A 17,974-nucleotide genomic window follows, 5' to 3' on the forward strand; every position below is an offset into this window, starting at 1 on the left:
CGGCCACAAATATACTCGTTTACGAGGTGACATGCCACTTGCTGGCCAGAAGATTGCATAGTCTATACATTCTTTCCTATGTATAATCGCAACCAACTTTCAACAAACTCCTAAAGGTATGAAAAAATGGTGTCTTTGTTATCTCGTTTGATGGTTATCGCTGCGGTTTCGATTAGCAGCTTCAGCTTTGCAGACAGCTTACCTGACCTTAAAGGTCGTACAATTTTGGCTGTCACCGAAAACGCCTACACGCCACTTAACTTTGTCGACCCAGCCACAGGCCAAGGTATTGGTTGGGAATACGATGCCATGAACGAAATTGGCAAACGCTTAAATGCCAAAATCGAGTGGCACTTAAGCAGCTGGGACACCATGATCCAAGCCGTTAAACAAGGCCAGTACGATGTTGGTATGGATGGCATCACGATCAATAAAGAACGTGCTGAGCAAATCGACTTCACCATTCCTTATATGACGTCTCAACAGTTCATGCTGGTTCGCGCCGATGAAGATCGTTTTGATGATGCTAAATCTTTTGCGGCCAATCCAGATTTACAATTTGGCGCCCAAGCCGGAACAACAAACTTTTATGTCGCCGTATACGATGTATTAGATGGTAACGAAGATAACCCTCGCATTACCTTATTGGAAACCTTTGGCGCTTCCGTTCAAGCATTAAAATCTGGCGATGTGGATAGCGTATTAATGGATGCGGCGTCCGCTCGCGGTTATATTGGCGCCAATCCTGGGGCATTTAAAATAGTCGGCGGTCCATTGGGCTCAGAAGATTTTGGCTTCATACTAACGCCAGGATCAGATCTTTTAGCGCCAATCAACGCGGCAATAAAAAGTATGAAAGATGATGGCACCTTAGAAGCATTAAATAAAAAATGGTTTTTTGACTATAACCAGTAAACCAAAGCCCAGTAAAATAGAAACTCACCCACAGTAACGGATTGTCTACTTTTTGAGACTGTCCGTTTTTTATTAAAGACGACCAAGGAGTGGTCCTGCTACGAATAGATTATGCCCTTTAAAAAAACCGTAGAACGCACACCTTGGTGGCTTGTCACCATCATCATTATCGCTCTGGTTCTATTATGGAACATGGTGGCTGATGAAAGTTACCAACGTATCGCGGGGGCCTTAAGTGCAGGATTGCTGACCACCATCGGCGTCACCTTCACGGCATTCATATTAGCCAGCTTACTTGGGTTATTAATCGCACTGGCTGGATTTTCGCGTTATCGCCTTCTTCGCGAATTCGCCCGTTTTTATGTAGAAATCTTCCGCGGTATTCCAGTGCTCGTTCTACTGTTCTACATCGCCTTTGTCGGCGCACCGGAAATGGTAAAACTCTACAACTGGGCATTACAAATGCCGATCGAAGCGGGCTGGATAGAAAAAGCCCGCACAAGAGATTTTTCCCTACTGTGGCGCGCTATTATCGCCCTAGCCATCAGCTACAGCGCTTTTATTGCCGAGGTCTTCCGCGCCGGTATTCAAGAAGTAGGCAAAGGACAAATAGAAGCCGCAAAAGCATTAGGCTTATCCAACTGGCACCGCTTCCGCCTTATCACCCTGCCCCAAGCCATGCGCAAAATCTTACCGCCCCTTGGCAACGACCTCGTCGCCATGATCAAAGACTCCGCACTCGTCTCAGTATTAGGTGTACAAGACATTACCCAACTTGGCAAAGTATTCAGCTCCTCCACCTTCCAATTCTTCGAAACCTACAACGTCGTCGCTTTCATGTACCTTGTACTTACACTCAGCTTATCGCTGATGATACGCGCCTTTGAAGCGCATCTAAGACGCAATGATCATCATTGACTAGAGACTGGCTCCTACCGCCACAGTCACATCATTGAGGGCTACTATTAGGGAAGTAATAGCTAGTAGTCCTACTGAAATTGGAAGAATAACATCTAAGAATAACCATCGTATATTTTGGCTTACGATCAACAATCGAAACCATTGATCAAAACGTAGCAAAGATCCATCAATACGCACATTTTCAACTAACTCAATGAGCTTTGCAGTGTCACTAGAAAGAGTTTGAGTATTATCTTTTAATTGTTGAAGATGAGTATTGTTACTAGTAATTTTGTCACTGTTTTCTATTTCTTCTAATGTTTTCTCCAATGTTTCAGCCGTTGCTTTTAGACTTGTACCTAGATCCTGAGAAGTTTGTAGATTTTCAAACATCCATACATATAGACTAGAGTTCTCATCTTTACCCGAATAATCAAGCGGAGAACTCTTTATAGTGCCAAATGTTGCTCCACTACCGCCTCTTCGTTCCGAATGAGTTATACCTGTCAAACGAATTCGCCAATGTATAAAGCTGACTTTCAAATTCCACAAATAATGAAGGAATTCATAACTAATTATAAAAATAAGTAATATATAAATTTTGTCTGTTGTCAGGTTGGATATTTTTATCCCGAAAAAAGAACCAGAATCCCCTTGGCTGATCTGTAGGTCTAAGCATACAAACGCTAGAGTAAAAAAAGCAGTAACTAATAAATTTCTTCGAATACGCTCTTCATAATCGGTTATTGCAATCCCTTTCGGCTCTTTCATGTTTTTTTCAATCACTTTTAACCTTTCATCGTCAAAATCCTCAGTCTTATATCTAGTTCGTTTTATTGACCCCCTGATCAAAGGTACTCCTATCGTTAATAGTGAGAGCAATACAGCGATAAAACCATTATTGGTAAAACCAAACGCAAACAACCAGATAATAATGGCTGCAAACCAAGCATTAGTACTCATTATTTATATATCCTTTTAAGAGTTAATAGATACTAAGGTACGCTTCTGCTTTATTACAATGTAAAACACGCCTGAATTTCACGTAAAAAAGCCAACGCGAAGTTGGCTTTTGAATACTTTACATGGATGCAAGAATAATCCGAAGTCATGAGCGAATAACATTTCGACGAGGGAGGCGGTAGTTTCGAGGAGGAATGTTATTCGGTCGGTGGGAATCAACGCAGTTCGAGTAATAAGAAATAACCCCATCCCATCCTAGCCTTCCCCTTGGAAGACAAAAGGGGAAGGAACAGAGACAAAGACTTAGCCATTAAACACAGGGATAATCTCTCTGCCATATTTGGCGATAATTTCTTCTTCATCGCCGCTGTCTAGGTAGATGTTGAATTGCGTGGTTCCCGCCGCTTCTAGATCTTTGATCTTGGCAATGTGCTCTTCCGGTGTCCCCAATACACAGAAGCTTTTAACAATATCTTCAGTGATAAAGTCCAAGAATGGGTTGTCGCTTTGACCATGTTTCGAATAATCATAACCACGGCGTTTTTCGATGTAATCCGTTAAACTTTTTGGCACTAAACCAGAGTCGCTGCCGTATTTTTCTACGATATCGGCCACATGATTCCCCACCATGGCAGGGAACCATTTGGTATGCTCAATACAATAATCCATATCTCCAAAGTAAGCAGGCGCCGCAGCTTGAACCTTAAAATTAGACATATCACGACCCGCCGCTTCACCTGCGGCAATGGATTGATCTTTAAACCATTTCACCAAGTCTGGATCACCGATTTGCAAAATTAAACCATCACCGACTTCCCCAGCAGTAGCTAAAGCTTTCGGGCCATAAGCACCAATCCAAACCGGCAATTCATAGCCCGTCGCCCAAGGCAATTTTACGGGCTCAGGACATTCGCCATATTCCACTTCTTCGCCACGCACCATGGCTTTTACCTTGGTGGTGAATTCAGCAAGTCGCGCCAAAGTCGCTGGTTTTTTTCCCATAACTCGCATAGAGGAGTCACCACGACCTAGTCCAATGTCAAAACGTCCATTACTTTGATGTGCCAAGCTCGCATACAAGCTGGCAGACAAAGACCAGTCACGAATATTTGGGTTGGTCACGCATGGACCGAATCGCATATTCTTGGTGTGTTCCATACACATGGCCATGGCCACGAATGATTCACGCCAAAGTATATGAGAATCGTAAAACCAACAGTAAGTAAAACCCGCTTCCTCCGCCTGACGAACAAGATTTCGTGCGCGATCTGGGCTGACGAAGCCTTTAAACGTAATGCCAAATTCCATAATGTGTTCCTCTTGTGATTATGCTTTTTAATATTTTTAAAAATTTGAAACCGTGTTTAACCAAGTATTGATGAGCACAGCCGCTATAAACTAGTGTCCATCTGGTGGGCAGATACGAACTCCCGCGTGCGAAAAAGGCACCTCTTTCGAAATATTCAAACGAATCAAAATTGGCGTTAAGGCTTCGATACAACGGGCGCTTTCCGCAAGTCCTGCGTTATAAGCTTTGGTTCCCATTTTTTCGATTAACGCCATCACTTTTTTCTTCGCCTCAAGGTCATTACCACACACTAAAATGTCGCAGTTGATGCCACGAGATAAATCGTTCAATGTCACCGCTGATACATTATGTAATGCGCCAACAACAGGGATCTCCTCACCCAATAACAACTGAGCCGATTCTGTTACCGAGCCGGCTTCCGGCATCACTACGGCTTTAGGGTTGCCAGGCGCCAGCGGCACAACGATATCCACCAACACCTTACCGGTTAATAAAGGGGTTAATGCTTTTAAAGTGGTATCGTGGCCGCTGTAAGGAACAGACAAGATCACCAGTTCACTGGCCGCCTTAGCCGCGTCTTCCATCGATAAGCCACTAATGTCGGCCTGACAATTTTTGTCCGCTAACAAAGCCACTAATTCTTTAGCGGTATCTTCTGCTTTCACTGGATCTCGAGAGCCCAACACCACACTCACGCCCGCTTGCGCAAGACGTAACGCCAAGCCTTTCCCTTGCGGGCCGGTTCCGCCAATAATGGCGACTTTATTTGTAGAGTTATTCATCGTTTATTCACCATCTTTTCATTTATTCGGTTATCGATTTGTCATCTAAAGAGATCTTCACTGTGAGCTCGAATAAGGTCTCGACTTGAACTGTCGGTTTTTGGCCAACAGAGGCCACGAAACACAATCACTGGAGATTTAGCGCTTTTCTCCATCAATAAGCCTGACGCCGCCGCTAATTCATCCGCAAAAGCTGGCGCGGTCACACTTAAAGGTCTTCCAAAGGCGTCTTCTTCACCCAACATATGCATCATCCCCGGCACATTTGCCAAACCAATAGCCACATTGGTTTGGCCCAATCGCCAAGGACGACCAAAGGTATCGCTGATCACTACACCCAAATCGCAGCCAAAATGCGCTTCTAATCTTTGGCAAAGATGTCGGGCGCTTTTGTCTGGGTCTTCGGGTAATAAAATCAGTTGACCGGGATGGTCGGCATTGGACTCATCCACTGCCGCATTCGCACAGATGTAGCCATTTTTATGCTCGGCAATTAACACGCCCTCTTCTTGATCTGGCCGCTTCATCGCACGAACAATACGATTGGATTGAGAAAGAATGACTTCCACTTTTCGCGGATCTTTATTAACCGTTCTTGCCAGTTCGACCGCTTCCTCACTGGGCGTAATCTCTTCTAAATACGCACAAGCCCCTTCGCTTTTAGACACCACTTTATGGGCAATCACTAAAATATCGCCAGCGGTTAAGGTTTGATTTTGTGCGCTTAAGGTATCAATAATAATTTGCGCTAAATCGTCTCCCTGTTGAAAATTCGGCAAGCCCATCACACGAAACATACTCATAGAGTCAGGCATAATGACGCTCCTTAATGAAGGCTTTTTTCATCAATGAGGAACCTGAGTCACGCCACGCGTTAAAGCGTTCAGGTTGACGAGTTACAGCGGTTTCTAGATCTTCACTTTGATCAATATCTAAGGCGAGATTAGCCAGATGTAAACTACGGCAAATCAGTCGATTATTGATCGCATCTGCTCTATGAACGGATGCGGAATCTTGACCATATTCAAACGTAATCGCATCGGGTGGCGAAGTGAGTAAGGCATTTGTACCACCATCCTTGGCAACGGCCATCACCACAGAGGCATCATGAGCCGCCTCCATCAAGGTGAGGATTTCCTCTGGATCCAACGCCGCAATATCACTAGGGATGATAAGTTGACTCTGGTATCCAGATTTTTTTACCCAATCACAGGCAAAATCCAGCGCACCATTTAGCCCCTTTTCGCCATCATCGAACAAAGTATTAGCTTTATAAGACTGGGCAAGAGAAAGTACCTCAAGGGATTCGCTTACCACCAGCACATCTAACATGGGGAAATGTTGCTGAAAAAACGCCAAGGTGTTTTCAAACAATGTCAGCGACAAACTTTCGCGGGCAGCATTCGACAAACTCCCCACTAACCTTTGTTTAGAACGCTTAGGGGATTTCATTGGAATCACCACGCAAAGCTTATCGATTAATTGATAAACGTTTGGCGAATATTGTGCTGAGTACTGTGTCATTAGGCCGCCCTCTGCTTTTTATAAGACAAGGCGAACTCAACCACTTGAGTGAGCAAGGCAGTTTTTTCCTCAGGCGTTTTCATCAACGTGGGCGTCATCAGCACATCCAAACCTTGCTCTTGCAACCATGCCGAGTCTTGCTGATCAACATCATCAATCACCATTCCATGCAAAAAAGAGCGATAACAATCATAGATTCCCGTTGAATCAATGCTTTTCCCTGCACTTTCAAGCATTTTATCCGCAGGGCCTTTTACCGTTCTGCCACCAATTAAGGGCGAAATGGCAATCACATAAGCGCCGCTTTTTTCCACCGCTTGCTGAATTTCTGGCACCGCGAGAATGGCACCAATACTGACGATAGGATTGCTCGGCGCGATGATAATCAGATCGCTGTTAGCAATTTGCTCTAAGGCTTCAGGAGTCGGCTTGGCGTTTGCGATACCTTGATATTCAATATCTAGCACGTCGGACTGACAATGCTCGCGCACAAAGAATTCTTGGAAAGACAACCAGCCTTGGGGTGTCTTCACTCGGGTTTGCACTACATCGTTGGTCGGCAACAAAATAGGCACACTGACACCATGACGCTTCGCCAAGAGTTGAGTAATCTCACTGGCGCTGACGCCTTGGTGTTTTAAATTCGTACGGTAAATATGCGTGGCTAAATCCAAATCTCCCAAGGTCATCCAAGTGTCTTGCCCTAATGCTTTCAACTCTGTCAGCACTTGGTGCGTTTCGTTCTTGCGCCCCCAACCTTGTTGACGATCTATTTGATCGCCCAAAGAATAAATCAGCGTATCGATATCTGGTGACACCCAAAGACCATGAAATTCATCATCATCGGCAATATTGCCAATGATCTTCGTCGAGTTAGCGTACTGACTTTTCGCCAAGCCTTCGGCGGCTTTCGCACCACCCACGCCGCCCGCTAGCAATGTGATATTTAAACCTGTCATTACGCTACTCCTTGAATCGCTATGCGATTCAATAAAGGCGTGCTGACCTTATGTTCTGCTTCGGAATAGGCTCTGACTAGGTCATATTTGGTACTACGCTGCACCGCTTGCAAGCCCGCCGCTTGAATGTTGGCGACCATGTCTTCTGGAAAAACCTCCTGACCGTGAGTCGCTCCTGCCGCACGGGAAATGCTTTCATTCATCAAAGTGCCCCCCAAATCGTTGGCTCCTGAGCGCAACATTTTAGCGGCTACATCCGGTCCCATTTTCACCCATGAAGCCTGAATGTTATCGATATGACCTTGCAGCATCAGACGAGCAATGGCGTGCATTTTAAAATGTTCAGCTTGGGTCGGGCCGGGTCGAACCTTATCAGGATTGTCGTTATACAAACGAGTCTCATAGTGGATAAAACCTAACGGGACAAATTCAGTAAACCCACCGGTTTCTTTTTGAATATCGCGCAATAATTTAAGGTGATTTGCCCAATGAATAGGCTGATCCACATGACCGTACATAATGGTAGAGGTTGTCGGTACTCCAACCGAGTGGGCCGCTTTGATAATGCGCACCCACTCTTCTGTGGTGAGCTTATTTTTAGTCAGTTGTTTGCGAACTTCGGTGTCTAAAATCTCGGCTGCGGTGCCCGGCATTGAACCTAAACCTAGGTCTTTTAACTCACTCAAAAAAGCTTCAGGTTCAAGACGACCTTTTTTGCAGCCATACCAAATTTCAAAAGGAGAGAACGCGTGGATATGAATCTCGGGCACACGTTTTTTTACAGCCATGATGAGGTTTCGGTAATAATCCGCACCTATGTCAGGATGCAATCCACCTTGAATACAAACCTCTGTTGCACCACGATTCCAAGCTTCCTCTGCTCGATCAGCGACTTGCTCGACGGTTAAAAACTCCGCTTCTTTATCACTTTTCTCTTTGGCGAAGTTACAAAATCGACAGCCCATGTAACACACATTGGTAAAGTTGATATTACGTGTAATCACAAAAGTGCCAACATTGCCAACACGCTTTTCGCGTACTTTATCGGCGGTGTCTAACACAGCTTGGGCTTCGGCGCCTTGTGTGGCAAATAGCACACAAGCGTCTTCGACACTCAGCTCTTCTCCCAATAAGGACTTAGCCAAAATGGTTCGAATCGATTCGCTCACCTGAGCATTATTTGCTGTTAAAGGAAATAGGTTCATACGATCACTCCTCCACTCACTTGAGCAGCACGGCTAGCCAGCGACGCAACTCGTTGTGTTAAATTAGGTGTTAGATATTTGTGCTCTTGATGTTGGAATCGCTCATAAATAGTCAAACGTTCAGCCAACGAATAACCCAGACCTTCACAAGCTTGCGCCACGCTACTAATCTGCGGCCACGCTCGTTCTGGGTTAATAAAATCTTTGGTTAGGGGCGAAATCCCCCCCCAATCGTTAATACCAGCGCCAATATAACTGCCGTATTCCACTTCCAAATTCGGTGGTGCTTGTATGCTGATATCAACTGGCAAGATCAAACGGGCAATGGCGATAGTGCGTTTCATATCGTCTAAATCAGGCTCTTGATAGTTAGCCATGGCGGTGCCAGCTTTCGCGCGAAAGTTCTGAATGATGACTTCTTGAATATGACCATAGGTAAGGTGCCGCTCACGAATAGCGATAAGACTGCGAATTCGATCCGCCCAGCTTTCACCGATACCAATCAAGATTCCTGTGGTAAAGGCAATATCAAGGCGGCCAGCTTGTTCAATGGTATCGAGTCGACGTTTCGGCGTTTTATCTGGACAAGCGTAGTGAGCTTGGCCTTTTTTAAGTAACGTATTTGACACATTTTCTAGCATCATTCCCATGCTAGCTGCGACGGATTTTAGGCGTTTTAATTCATCAAAAGATAAAGCCCCCGCGTTTACATGCGGTAATAAGGGGGTGTGAGCCAGCACACTTTCACACTGATCATGCAGATAATCCAGAGTGCTGACATAACCTAAATGAGCCAACATGTCGCGGGCTTTCTGATGACGTTCTTCTGGACGTTCGCCTAAACTAAACAGTGCTTCTTTACATTCTAATACGGCGCCTTCACGTGCCGTTTTTAATACTTGCTCTGGCGTCATGTAGTTTGCGTGAATGGAGTCCGGCGATTGCACAAAGGTGCAGTAACCACAAGAATCACGGCACATATTGGTCAAAGGAATAAAAATCTTTTTCGAATAAGTGAGCTGTTTACCCCAAGCGTTATCACGCGTTTCCGCTGCGGCTTGGCAGAGTGAGAACAAGTCTGGCCCAGTGGCAAACTCATAAGATATGGCTTCATTATCAGAGATCATATTCACTCCACACGTTAGTAATTGAACAAGGTAAAATTAACTTTTTTACCATTTGGTATAAAAATTAATAGCAATCATTTTGTGAGGAGTAAATTGTTTTTATTAGTGCAAAACGCGCACCGATAAAGGGCTAGCGCTCTAAAGTTTAGTTAAGTAAAAAGTTAACCAAAAGGTTAAGGCAATGAAAATTGGCGTTTTTTTGCACATTTTAATCCTGCTAAAAAAACGCCTTTTATTGAAATCACTGAGGAGAAAATTTATAAAATTATTTTTAATTATTTTTTTTGGCACCAAGAGCGCGCACAACAAAGTCAGTCACGGCTAATTCGGCTCGTTCAAAATCTTCTTCATCCAAACGATGTTTTCCTAATAGCACTTCCATTTGAACCGAAAAATCCGCGTAAGTTTGTGTTGCCGCCCAAATAGTGAAAAACAAATGTTCAGGATCTATTTCATCCACTAATCCTTTATTTATCCAAGACTTAACCAATATAACATCACGCTCGAACTGGGGTTTTAAATGACTAATCAGGTATTCTTTTAAGACAGGCGCACCGCTAATAATTTCATGAGCGAAGACCTTAGAACCATTCGGATACATACGGGAAAGTTGCATTTTCTCATGAACATAACGACGAATAACGGCCTCAGGTGTTTCACCCTGAGTTTCAAGAAAAGACAGCTTTTCTATCCAGATATCAAGCATCTCTTTTAACACACGTTTATACAGTAACTCTTTGTTTGGAAAGTAATAAATCAAATTTTGCTTAGAAATATTTGCCGTCATGGCAATCGCTTCCATCGATGAACCGCTGTAACCTTTTTCGGCAAACAACACTTCAGCAGAACGCAATATACGTGACTCCAACTCTTCTCTATTAATTGATTGTTTTGTGCGTTTCGCTTTTTTTTCAATCAAAATTCAATCCGCCCTAAATAAAAAATCATTCTTTTTTTCAATCTTATAAGACGCTGTTTTTATTAAACATTATCTTTTTTTTCAGGTTTTAAAATAGCACAGCTCAGTGACTCTAACGAGTCTTTCTCAATAAACTTGATTAAGACTTGGCCTACTTATTGCTGACCAGAAAGACAAGTTGTCGGTGTTTTTTTATCGACGTTTTTTACCTTTTGGTAAAGGTATTGAAAGCAGAAGTAGGAGCAAGCTATGCAAGACCTTCGTATCAACCAGCAGCGCCTTTGGGACACATTGATGGAGATGGGCGACATTGGCGGTACTGAAAAAGGCGGTTGTAACCGCTTAGCAGGAACAGATTTGGATAAACAAGCCCGCGACCTTTTTGTTGCTTGGTGTGAAGCCTGCGACTGTACCGTTGAAGTCGATAAAATCGGCAACATCTTTGCTCGTCGCGCTGGCATAAATAATGATTTACCTGCTGTCGGTACAGGAAGCCATCTTGATACTCAACCTACTGGCGGCAAATTCGATGGTGTTTTTGGCGTTCTTTCAGGTGTTGAAGTATTGCGAACACTGCATGAAAACAACATCCAAACACCAACAGCCATGGAATTTTCCGTTTGGACCAACGAAGAAGGCTCACGTTTTCAACCTGCAATGCAAGGTTCTGGAACCTATGTGGGTCGCTTCGACCTAGAAACGGAACTAAACAAAACCGATGTGAATGGTATTCGTCTCGGCGACGAATTAGAACGCATCGGCTACTTAGGTGAAATGGAACTTGGTAGTCGACACATGGGGGCCTTTTTCGAAGCACATATTGAGCAAGGCCCGATTCTTGAAGATGAAGAAAAAGCCATTGGCATAGTACGACTCGGTCAAGGTATTCGCTGGTACAACGTAGAAGTCGTTGGTCGTCCTTCTCACTCTGGCACCACCCCAATGCATCTGCGCAAAGACGCCATGTTAGCGGCGTCAGCCATTGTCACAGAAATGAATGCCATTGCGCTTCGCCATGAAAATGGCTTAGGTACAGTAGGCTTTATGCAAGTTTGGCCAAACTCCCGCAATACCATCCCAGGCAATGTGAAATTCAGCGCCGATCTTCGTAATCCGAAACCCGATGTACTGCTTACTATGCACGAAGAGCTGGTGTCCTTCTGTGAAAAAATTGCCGAAGAACACGGCGTAGAAGTCAATCTCGATCCTTTTTGGTATTTCGCCCCAGTTGAGTTTAATGCTTCCGACGACGTGAAAGCCGCTACAGAAAAACTCGGTTATAGCCATATGGATATTTATGCAGGTGCAGGGCATGACGCCTGTTATATGGCAGATCTTGTACCAACCGGAATGATCTTTACACCTTGTTTGAATGGTATCAGCCATAACGAAGCGGAATACAGCTCACCAGAAGAATGTGCCGCCGGAGCCAATGTGCTACTGCACGCCATGCTAGAGGCCAGTGAGCGCATCGCGAAAGAACATCAATAACTCATGATGACTAAATGTAGAAAACACACAATCCGTGAATGAAACCGATAAATAATTGAAAATAGAAGAGGTGGCAACATGACCAGCAAGTCTGTTAAACAAGGTGAGTTCTATGAGTTGGAGGTTGATAGCGACCTGCAACAAAGTTCAGCATATAACGACGATTTAGCGCCAACCAAAGTTCAAGACCGCACTTGGAGCAAATGGAATATCGCCGCGTTATGGGTCGGTATGTCAATTTGTGTACCGACTTATACGCTAGGTGGCGTGTTGACGGCCTACTTTGGTTTGTCGGTGATGGAAGCACTATTTACCATTCTTGTTGCTAATATTATCTTGCTGGTTCCATTAACACTGAATGCGTACCCCGGTACTAAATTCGGTATTCCTTTCCCTGTCCTATTACGCTCCTCATTCGGCATGATTGGATCAAACATTCCGTGTTTAATCCGTGCTCTCGTTGCCTGTGGTTGGTTTGGTATTCAAACCATGTTTGGAGGCTTGGCAATTCATCTATTCTTGTCCGCTGTATCAGACGGATGGGCTAGTTTAGGTGGCATTGGTGAAGTCATTGGCTTCTTTATTTTCTGGGCACTGAACATGTACGTGGTAATTCGCGGCGCAGAATCCATCAAATGGATGGAAACTTTATCCGCACCATTACTATTAATCGTTGCCATTGGTCTAATGATTTGGGCTGGCGGTAAAGTCTCTTTTACCGAAATTCTGACGACTCCAGCAAGCCGCCCAGCAGACGCTGGTTTCATGGGTTACTTCCTTGGTGGCCTAACCGCCATGGTGGGTTTTTGGGCAACCTTATCCTTGAATATTCCTGACTTCAGCCGTTATGCAAAATCTCAGAAAGATCAGGTCATAGGACAAATCGTTGGCCTGCCTGTCACCATGTTCTTCTTCGCAGCATTAGGTGTGGTACTGACAGCGGCATCGACTACATTGGTTGGCGAAACCATTTCGGACCCTATTTCGTTAATTGGTAAAATTGACAGTCCATTTTGGGTGGCCATTGCGATGATCTTGATCGTCATTGCCACGCTTTCGACAAATACGGCAGCCAACGTGGTTTCTCCAACCAACGATTTCCAAAACATTGCGCCAAAACTGATTAATCATACTCGTGGTGCTTTGCTAACTGGCTTCATTGGTATTCTGCTAATGGGGTGGGAACTGCTCAAAAAATTAGGCTTATTGGAATCAGATGTCAGCGTAGAAGGCATGTATTCAAACTGGTTATTGGGTTACTCAAGCCTACTTGGCCCAATTGCCGGCATTATGATTGTCGATTATTTTTTAATCAAACGTCAGCATTTAGATTTGGTTGCACTTTATACACCGAATAGTCTTTATCCTGCTTTTAATAATGCGGGCCTAATCTCTTTTGCTATCCCCGTTGTGATTACCTTAGTGGCGCTGAATGTGCCAGCTCTTGGTTGGTTCTATGACTACGGCTGGTTCACAGGAGCATTCACGGGGGCCATCGTGTATTTCGTATTGGGTAACATGCAAACCTCTTCTACCGCTCAAACTGACGCATTGCCGTCTTAATCCAAATCTGTTTTGTCGGCGGTGCTTTCGAGTATCGTCGATATTTTTAATACATCAGCCTTTGTTCGCTTCCCTTCATCTGGAAACAAGCAAAGTATTCTCTCAAAAAGGATGATATATGACCTTACTAATCAAAGGTGGCACCATTGTCACCCACGAAGAAACCTTTAAAGCAGACATTCTATGCAAGGACAATAAAATCATTGAAATCGGTGACATCAGCGTACTTCCTAAAGATGTTGAAACCATCGATGCCACAGGCAAGCTCATCATGCCCGGCGGCATTGATCCACATACTCACATGCAATTGCCTTTCATGGGAACCGTAGCAAAAGATGACTTTGCTTCTGGTACTGTTGCGGCTCTAGCGGGTGGCACCACGACCATTATCGATTTTGTGATTCCCAACCCTCAACAGTCGTTATTAGATGCCTACCACCAATGGCGCGACTGGGCGAAAAAAGCCCATTCTAACTACACCTTCCATGTCGCTATTACTTGGTGGGATGATTCTGTCGCCGAGGAAATGAAAATACTGGTTAAAGATCATGGTGTGAACAGCTTCAAACACTTTATGGCTTACAAGAATGCCATCATGGCTACCGATGATATTCTGGTAGCGAGCTTCACAAAATGCCTAGAGCTCGGCGCCATTCCAACCGTTCACGCAGAAAATGGTGAATTAGTTTATCACTTACAAAACAAACTCATAGCGGAGGGCATGACGGGACCGGAAGCGCATCCGTTATCTCGCCCCTCTTCTGTCGAGGGCGAAGCGGCGAACCGTGCAATTAGCATTGCCAATACTCTGGGCGCGCCGATTTATCTTGTTCATGTCTCCACGGAAGAGGCCGTCGACGCCATTCGTTATGCCAAAGATCACGGCCAAACTGTGTTTGGTGAAGTGTTAGCGGGTCATCTTACGGTTGACGAAAGTGTCTATCAAAACACAGATTGGGCCACTGCAGCAGCCCATGTTATGAGCCCTCCATTTAGACCCAAACATCATCAAGATGCGTTATGGAAAGGCGTACAAGGCGGCGCATTGCAAACCACAGCCACCGACCATTGCGCTTTTTGCGCCGAACAAAAGGCCATGGGCAAAGACAACTTTGCACAAATACCTAATGGCACAGCGGGGGTAGAAGAGCGCATGATGGTACTCTGGGAAAAAGGGGTAAACGAAGGAAAAATCACCATGAATAAGTTCGTCGCCTTAACTTCCACTAATACAGCCAAAATATTTAACATGTACCCAAATAAAGGCTGTATTCGCGTCGGTGCGGACGCCGATTTGGTGATTTGGAACCCTGCTGCGAGCAAAACGATTTCTGCCAAAACACATCATTCGAAAATCGAACACAGCATTTTTGAAGGTATGGACATCCACGGTGTTCCTGAAACCACGATTTGTAATGGCAAACTTGCATGGCATGATAATGTGCTTCTTGCGGCATCTGGTGATGGACACTATATAGATCGTCCGACTTATGCCCCCTATTATGAAGCACTGAAAAAGCGTGAAGAGCTTAATAAACCTAAAGCGGTTGTGCGTTAGAATTGTATTAATAGAAATGCAGCGACCTATTCAAATCTCAACCTAGTCATTTAAAAACAGCAAAATTAAAGCCCCTTACGCTGATCATTCAACGAGCAAGGGGCTTTACATTAGATTCTTTTTTCAGTTACCGCTTTCCTGTGTCACTTAACTTGGTAAAAATTCTCTCCCCCATCCAGTAGCAGCAATTCTTTTCTCTAGCATCACATTAATATCATCTTCCTCGTAGCCCAAGCCCTGCAAGACGTCTACCGTTGATGTACCAAATTTTTCCGTTGGCGTCACAGCTTTAATTTTAGCTTCTAATGGACGAATAGCGTATGGGTCTACCTGCGTAAGACAATGACCACTTGGATGGTCTGGGAAAATCGAGAAGGCATAACTCCCTCGGTCAATCCCTACCTCTTGATCTGCTACTCGACTGTTGTGCTGACGTAAAAACGCAATAGAAACCGTTTCTGCACAGGCAATATCAGCGATAGCAAATTCTTTGATCCAGTACTCTGACGATTCATTTATGAGGTTTTCACGTAAAAAACGACCAACATCATGGCTTTCTTGAATGCCACCTAAACCTTGAATCTCCTCCATCTTCGCCAACTCATCTTGATGCGAGTCTAATAATACCCAACCATCACTCGTTTGATAAAAGTGTGACAAGGCATGATTCCCCAATACATCTCGACCAGACGCTTCATCAAATGGCCCTCGACCTTCATAATCAAAGGCAAACGGTATCTGCGCAATATTGGTCACCGCAGACAGAGACGTTCTTACTCGAGTCACTTTGCCTGTTTTACGCTTTTGATACAGTGCAATCGCCATACCTAGCGCGCCGGCAAAACCACAGTTCACATCTAGCGTACCTAAATGGGCGTGTTCTTCTGGCGTTTCTGGTTTGCCAAAGCGGCTCATTATTCCGCTATTGGCCTGAATAATATCGTCATACCCAATGTAGTTTGTTTTGCTGCCCGGACGTGGCCCACCAAAGCAGTCAAGACGACAGAAAAGCACATCTGGGTTGATCGCACTCAAGCTGTCTTGATCCAACCCTAGAGGTTTCATTTGTCGGTCTGGTGCATTAATGACCACAATATCCACACTCCTCACCAAACGATCAAACACTTCGCGACCTTCTTTGGTCATAATATTGACCAAGGCGCTTTTTTTACCAACGCCTGTTTGGAAGGAAAATAAAATCCCTATTAGAGGATCATACAAGGGAGTCACAGGGTCTAACTTCGTGATCTCAGCACCAAAACGAGCCATAAAGGCGGTAGAGTGAGGGCCTGCTATCACATTGGTTAGATCTAATATTTTCACCCCATCAAGCCAACCAGCGCCACTTTTAGGCAGTATGTTTTTTCCTGTTGGGCGAGAGATATCTTCCAATTTCGCCCCCTCTTTCAAGCGTACTAAAGCCTCTTCAAAGCTCACCTTTTGTTCCGCTTTAGGGTGTAGCATCGCTTCCGATTCATTTTCGAACCAAACAATCGGCCCTGGCTGCTTCATCGTACCGAATTCGGTATTTTCCACCTCTACGATTAAGCCAGAGTCATTACAATGCTTACTATTCACCCACTCTTGAGTCGTGCGGTGAGGAGCGCCAGGAATCTGCCCTTCACCAAAGATAACGCCCCACTCAGCAGACGTTTTCTGAAGAAACGCTTTTTTCATCTTCTCTGAAATGATGTCTGCCCATTTTTTCGGCAACGGATAAACACCGATCGAAGTTTCTCCGTCCCATTCACTAATTGGCACGTGTAGATCTTTCACATCAGGCAAGCCTTCCGCCATCAGTTCATCATAAATACCCAGTGCTTTTAACGCTCTTTTGGCGTGATTGCGATGGGAAGGACAAACACAGTAAAACTGACGTCCATCCGCACACATGTATGTTCGGTAAAATGGATCTAAATATTCTTGTAATTGCTCATAACTAAGATCCATTTTTATACGATTAAGCTTACGATGCTCTATTTCAAGCTCACGCATCGTTTTATAGCGCTCTGGTAATTGATCCACTAAATAGGAATTATATGACAGACCTTCCATTAGCGCGGCCGCAATAGGCACTTCAATATTGTCCCCGCGACCAGTTTTTTCTCTTTCAAACAAGGCAAGCGCAATGGAGCTGGCTGCTAGTGTAATGGAATAAGACGAGCCCAATGGCAAAGGCGAGAAGCTTGGATTTAGCCCCATTAAAACACGGTTAAAGCCCATATCAGTAAAGGCGCCAGACATGGCCGCAACCACGGCTTCCGTCGCTTTCCAATCACGGCGCAGTTCGTCATTGCTCGCAAAACCAGGCATAGATAGTGTAATTAATTCAGGACGAGATTCACGCAGTTTAATGAAATCAATTCCCAATCTTTTCATCACGTCAGGACGAAAGCTTTCGATCACAATATCAACATTATCAATCAACTCTAACGCCTGCTCTAAACCTGATGGAGTCTTGAGATCGATACAAAGAGATGCTTTGTTACGATTCAATATAGCGTTGGCAGGATGCTTCCAGCTTGGACCGCCAGGCGGATCTATGTGTACAACCGTAGCGCCTAAATCGGCCAATACCATAGCAACAGCAGGACCCGCAATTTGCTGGCCGAAATCAGCGACTCGAACACCTGCTAGCGGTAATTGATTCTGTTTATTCATATCTACTTCATCCTAATTCACCTGATCCAACCCTTTATAAAGAGAGGGCATAGACTGGTTTATTTATTTTTATACCGGAATCCCGGCTGCTTTTATTA

15 protein-coding genes are annotated in these 17,974 nt (G+C 44.6%); 5 read left to right on the top strand and 10 right to left on the bottom strand.

The window, feature by feature from the left end; all coding sequences use genetic code 11:
* Positions 1–126: 126 nt before the first annotated feature.
* Together C0J08_RS19605 and C0J08_RS19610 are read left to right on the top strand one after the other, a co-directional pair.
* Complete coding sequence (locus C0J08_RS19605) at positions 127–915, top strand: transporter substrate-binding domain-containing protein (protein ID WP_212653575.1); 789 nt, start codon at positions 127–129, stop codon at positions 913–915.
* Positions 916–1,026: 111 nt separating this feature from the next.
* Complete coding sequence (locus C0J08_RS19610) at positions 1,027–1,833, top strand: amino acid ABC transporter permease (protein WP_212653576.1); 807 nt, start codon at positions 1,027–1,029, stop codon at positions 1,831–1,833.
* Here C0J08_RS19610 and C0J08_RS19615 read toward each other — a convergent pair whose 3' ends face one another.
* The 9 genes from C0J08_RS19615 to C0J08_RS19655 form a co-directional block, all read right to left on the bottom strand.
* Positions 1,834–2,778, bottom strand: a complete 945-nt coding sequence (locus tag C0J08_RS19615; protein WP_212653577.1) for a hypothetical protein — start codon at positions 2,776–2,778, stop codon at positions 1,834–1,836.
* A gap of 303 nt (positions 2,779–3,081) precedes the next feature.
* The gene (locus C0J08_RS19620; protein WP_212653578.1) at positions 3,082–4,086 is read right to left on the bottom strand and encodes a TIGR03842 family LLM class F420-dependent oxidoreductase; all 1,005 of its coding nucleotides are present in this window, start codon (positions 4,084–4,086) and stop codon (positions 3,082–3,084) included.
* 90 nt (positions 4,087–4,176) lie between these two features.
* Entirely contained in the window at positions 4,177–4,869 is a 693-nt protein-coding gene (gene npdG, locus C0J08_RS19625; RefSeq protein ID WP_212653579.1) for an NADPH-dependent F420 reductase, read from the bottom strand.
* Between the two features lie 41 nt (positions 4,870–4,910).
* Positions 4,911–5,684 carry a coenzyme F420-0:L-glutamate ligase gene (gene cofE, locus C0J08_RS19630; RefSeq protein ID WP_212653580.1) on the bottom strand — a complete coding sequence of 258 codons (774 nt, stop codon included), beginning with the start codon at positions 5,682–5,684 and terminating at the stop codon, positions 4,911–4,913.
* Positions 5,677–6,393, bottom strand: coding sequence for a 2-phospho-L-lactate guanylyltransferase (gene cofC, locus C0J08_RS19635; RefSeq protein WP_212653581.1), 717 nt, complete (start codon positions 6,391–6,393; stop codon positions 5,677–5,679). The genes cofE and cofC overlap by 8 nt, the downstream gene beginning before the upstream one ends.
* Positions 6,393–7,352: a 2-phospho-L-lactate transferase gene (gene cofD, locus C0J08_RS19640; protein WP_212653582.1), complete on the bottom strand. Its 960-nt coding sequence runs from the start codon at positions 7,350–7,352 to the stop codon at positions 6,393–6,395. The genes cofC and cofD overlap by 1 nt, the downstream gene beginning before the upstream one ends.
* Complete coding sequence (gene cofH, locus C0J08_RS19645) at positions 7,352–8,557, bottom strand: 5-amino-6-(D-ribitylamino)uracil--L-tyrosine 4-hydroxyphenyl transferase CofH (RefSeq protein WP_212653583.1); 1,206 nt, start codon at positions 8,555–8,557, stop codon at positions 7,352–7,354. Before cofH ends, cofD begins: the two co-directional genes overlap by 1 nt.
* The gene (gene cofG / locus C0J08_RS19650) at positions 8,554–9,684 is read right to left on the bottom strand and encodes a 7,8-didemethyl-8-hydroxy-5-deazariboflavin synthase CofG (protein ID WP_212653584.1); all 1,131 of its coding nucleotides are present in this window, start codon (positions 9,682–9,684) and stop codon (positions 8,554–8,556) included. The genes cofH and cofG overlap by 4 nt, the downstream gene beginning before the upstream one ends.
* 271 nt (positions 9,685–9,955) lie before the next feature.
* Positions 9,956–10,603: a TetR/AcrR family transcriptional regulator gene (locus tag C0J08_RS19655; protein ID WP_212653585.1), complete on the bottom strand. Its 648-nt coding sequence runs from the start codon at positions 10,601–10,603 to the stop codon at positions 9,956–9,958.
* Positions 10,604–10,852: 249 nt separating this feature from the next.
* Between C0J08_RS19655 and C0J08_RS19660 the strand changes: the two genes are divergently transcribed.
* The 3 genes from C0J08_RS19660 to hydA all read left to right on the top strand — a co-directional run bounded on the left by C0J08_RS19660 (position 10,853) and on the right by hydA (position 15,215).
* The gene (locus C0J08_RS19660; RefSeq protein WP_212653586.1) at positions 10,853–12,094 is read left to right on the top strand and encodes a Zn-dependent hydrolase; all 1,242 of its coding nucleotides are present in this window, start codon (positions 10,853–10,855) and stop codon (positions 12,092–12,094) included.
* A 78-nt stretch (positions 12,095–12,172) separates the two neighbouring features.
* Positions 12,173–13,657, top strand: coding sequence for an NCS1 family nucleobase:cation symporter-1 (locus C0J08_RS19665; RefSeq protein ID WP_212653587.1), 1,485 nt, complete (start codon positions 12,173–12,175; stop codon positions 13,655–13,657).
* A 118-nt stretch (positions 13,658–13,775) separates the two neighbouring features.
* The gene (gene hydA / locus C0J08_RS19670; RefSeq protein ID WP_212653588.1) at positions 13,776–15,215 is read left to right on the top strand and encodes a dihydropyrimidinase; all 1,440 of its coding nucleotides are present in this window, start codon (positions 13,776–13,778) and stop codon (positions 15,213–15,215) included.
* A gap of 147 nt (positions 15,216–15,362) precedes the next feature.
* Here hydA and C0J08_RS19675 read toward each other — a convergent pair whose 3' ends face one another.
* Positions 15,363–17,876, bottom strand: a complete 2,514-nt coding sequence (locus tag C0J08_RS19675; RefSeq protein WP_212653589.1) for a CoA transferase — start codon at positions 17,874–17,876, stop codon at positions 15,363–15,365.
* Positions 17,877–17,974 lie beyond the last annotated feature (98 nt).

The sequence above is a fragment of the Marinomonas sp. CT5 genome (assembly GCF_018336975.1).
In the GTDB taxonomy this organism is placed as follows: domain Bacteria; phylum Pseudomonadota; class Gammaproteobacteria; order Pseudomonadales; family Marinomonadaceae; genus Marinomonas.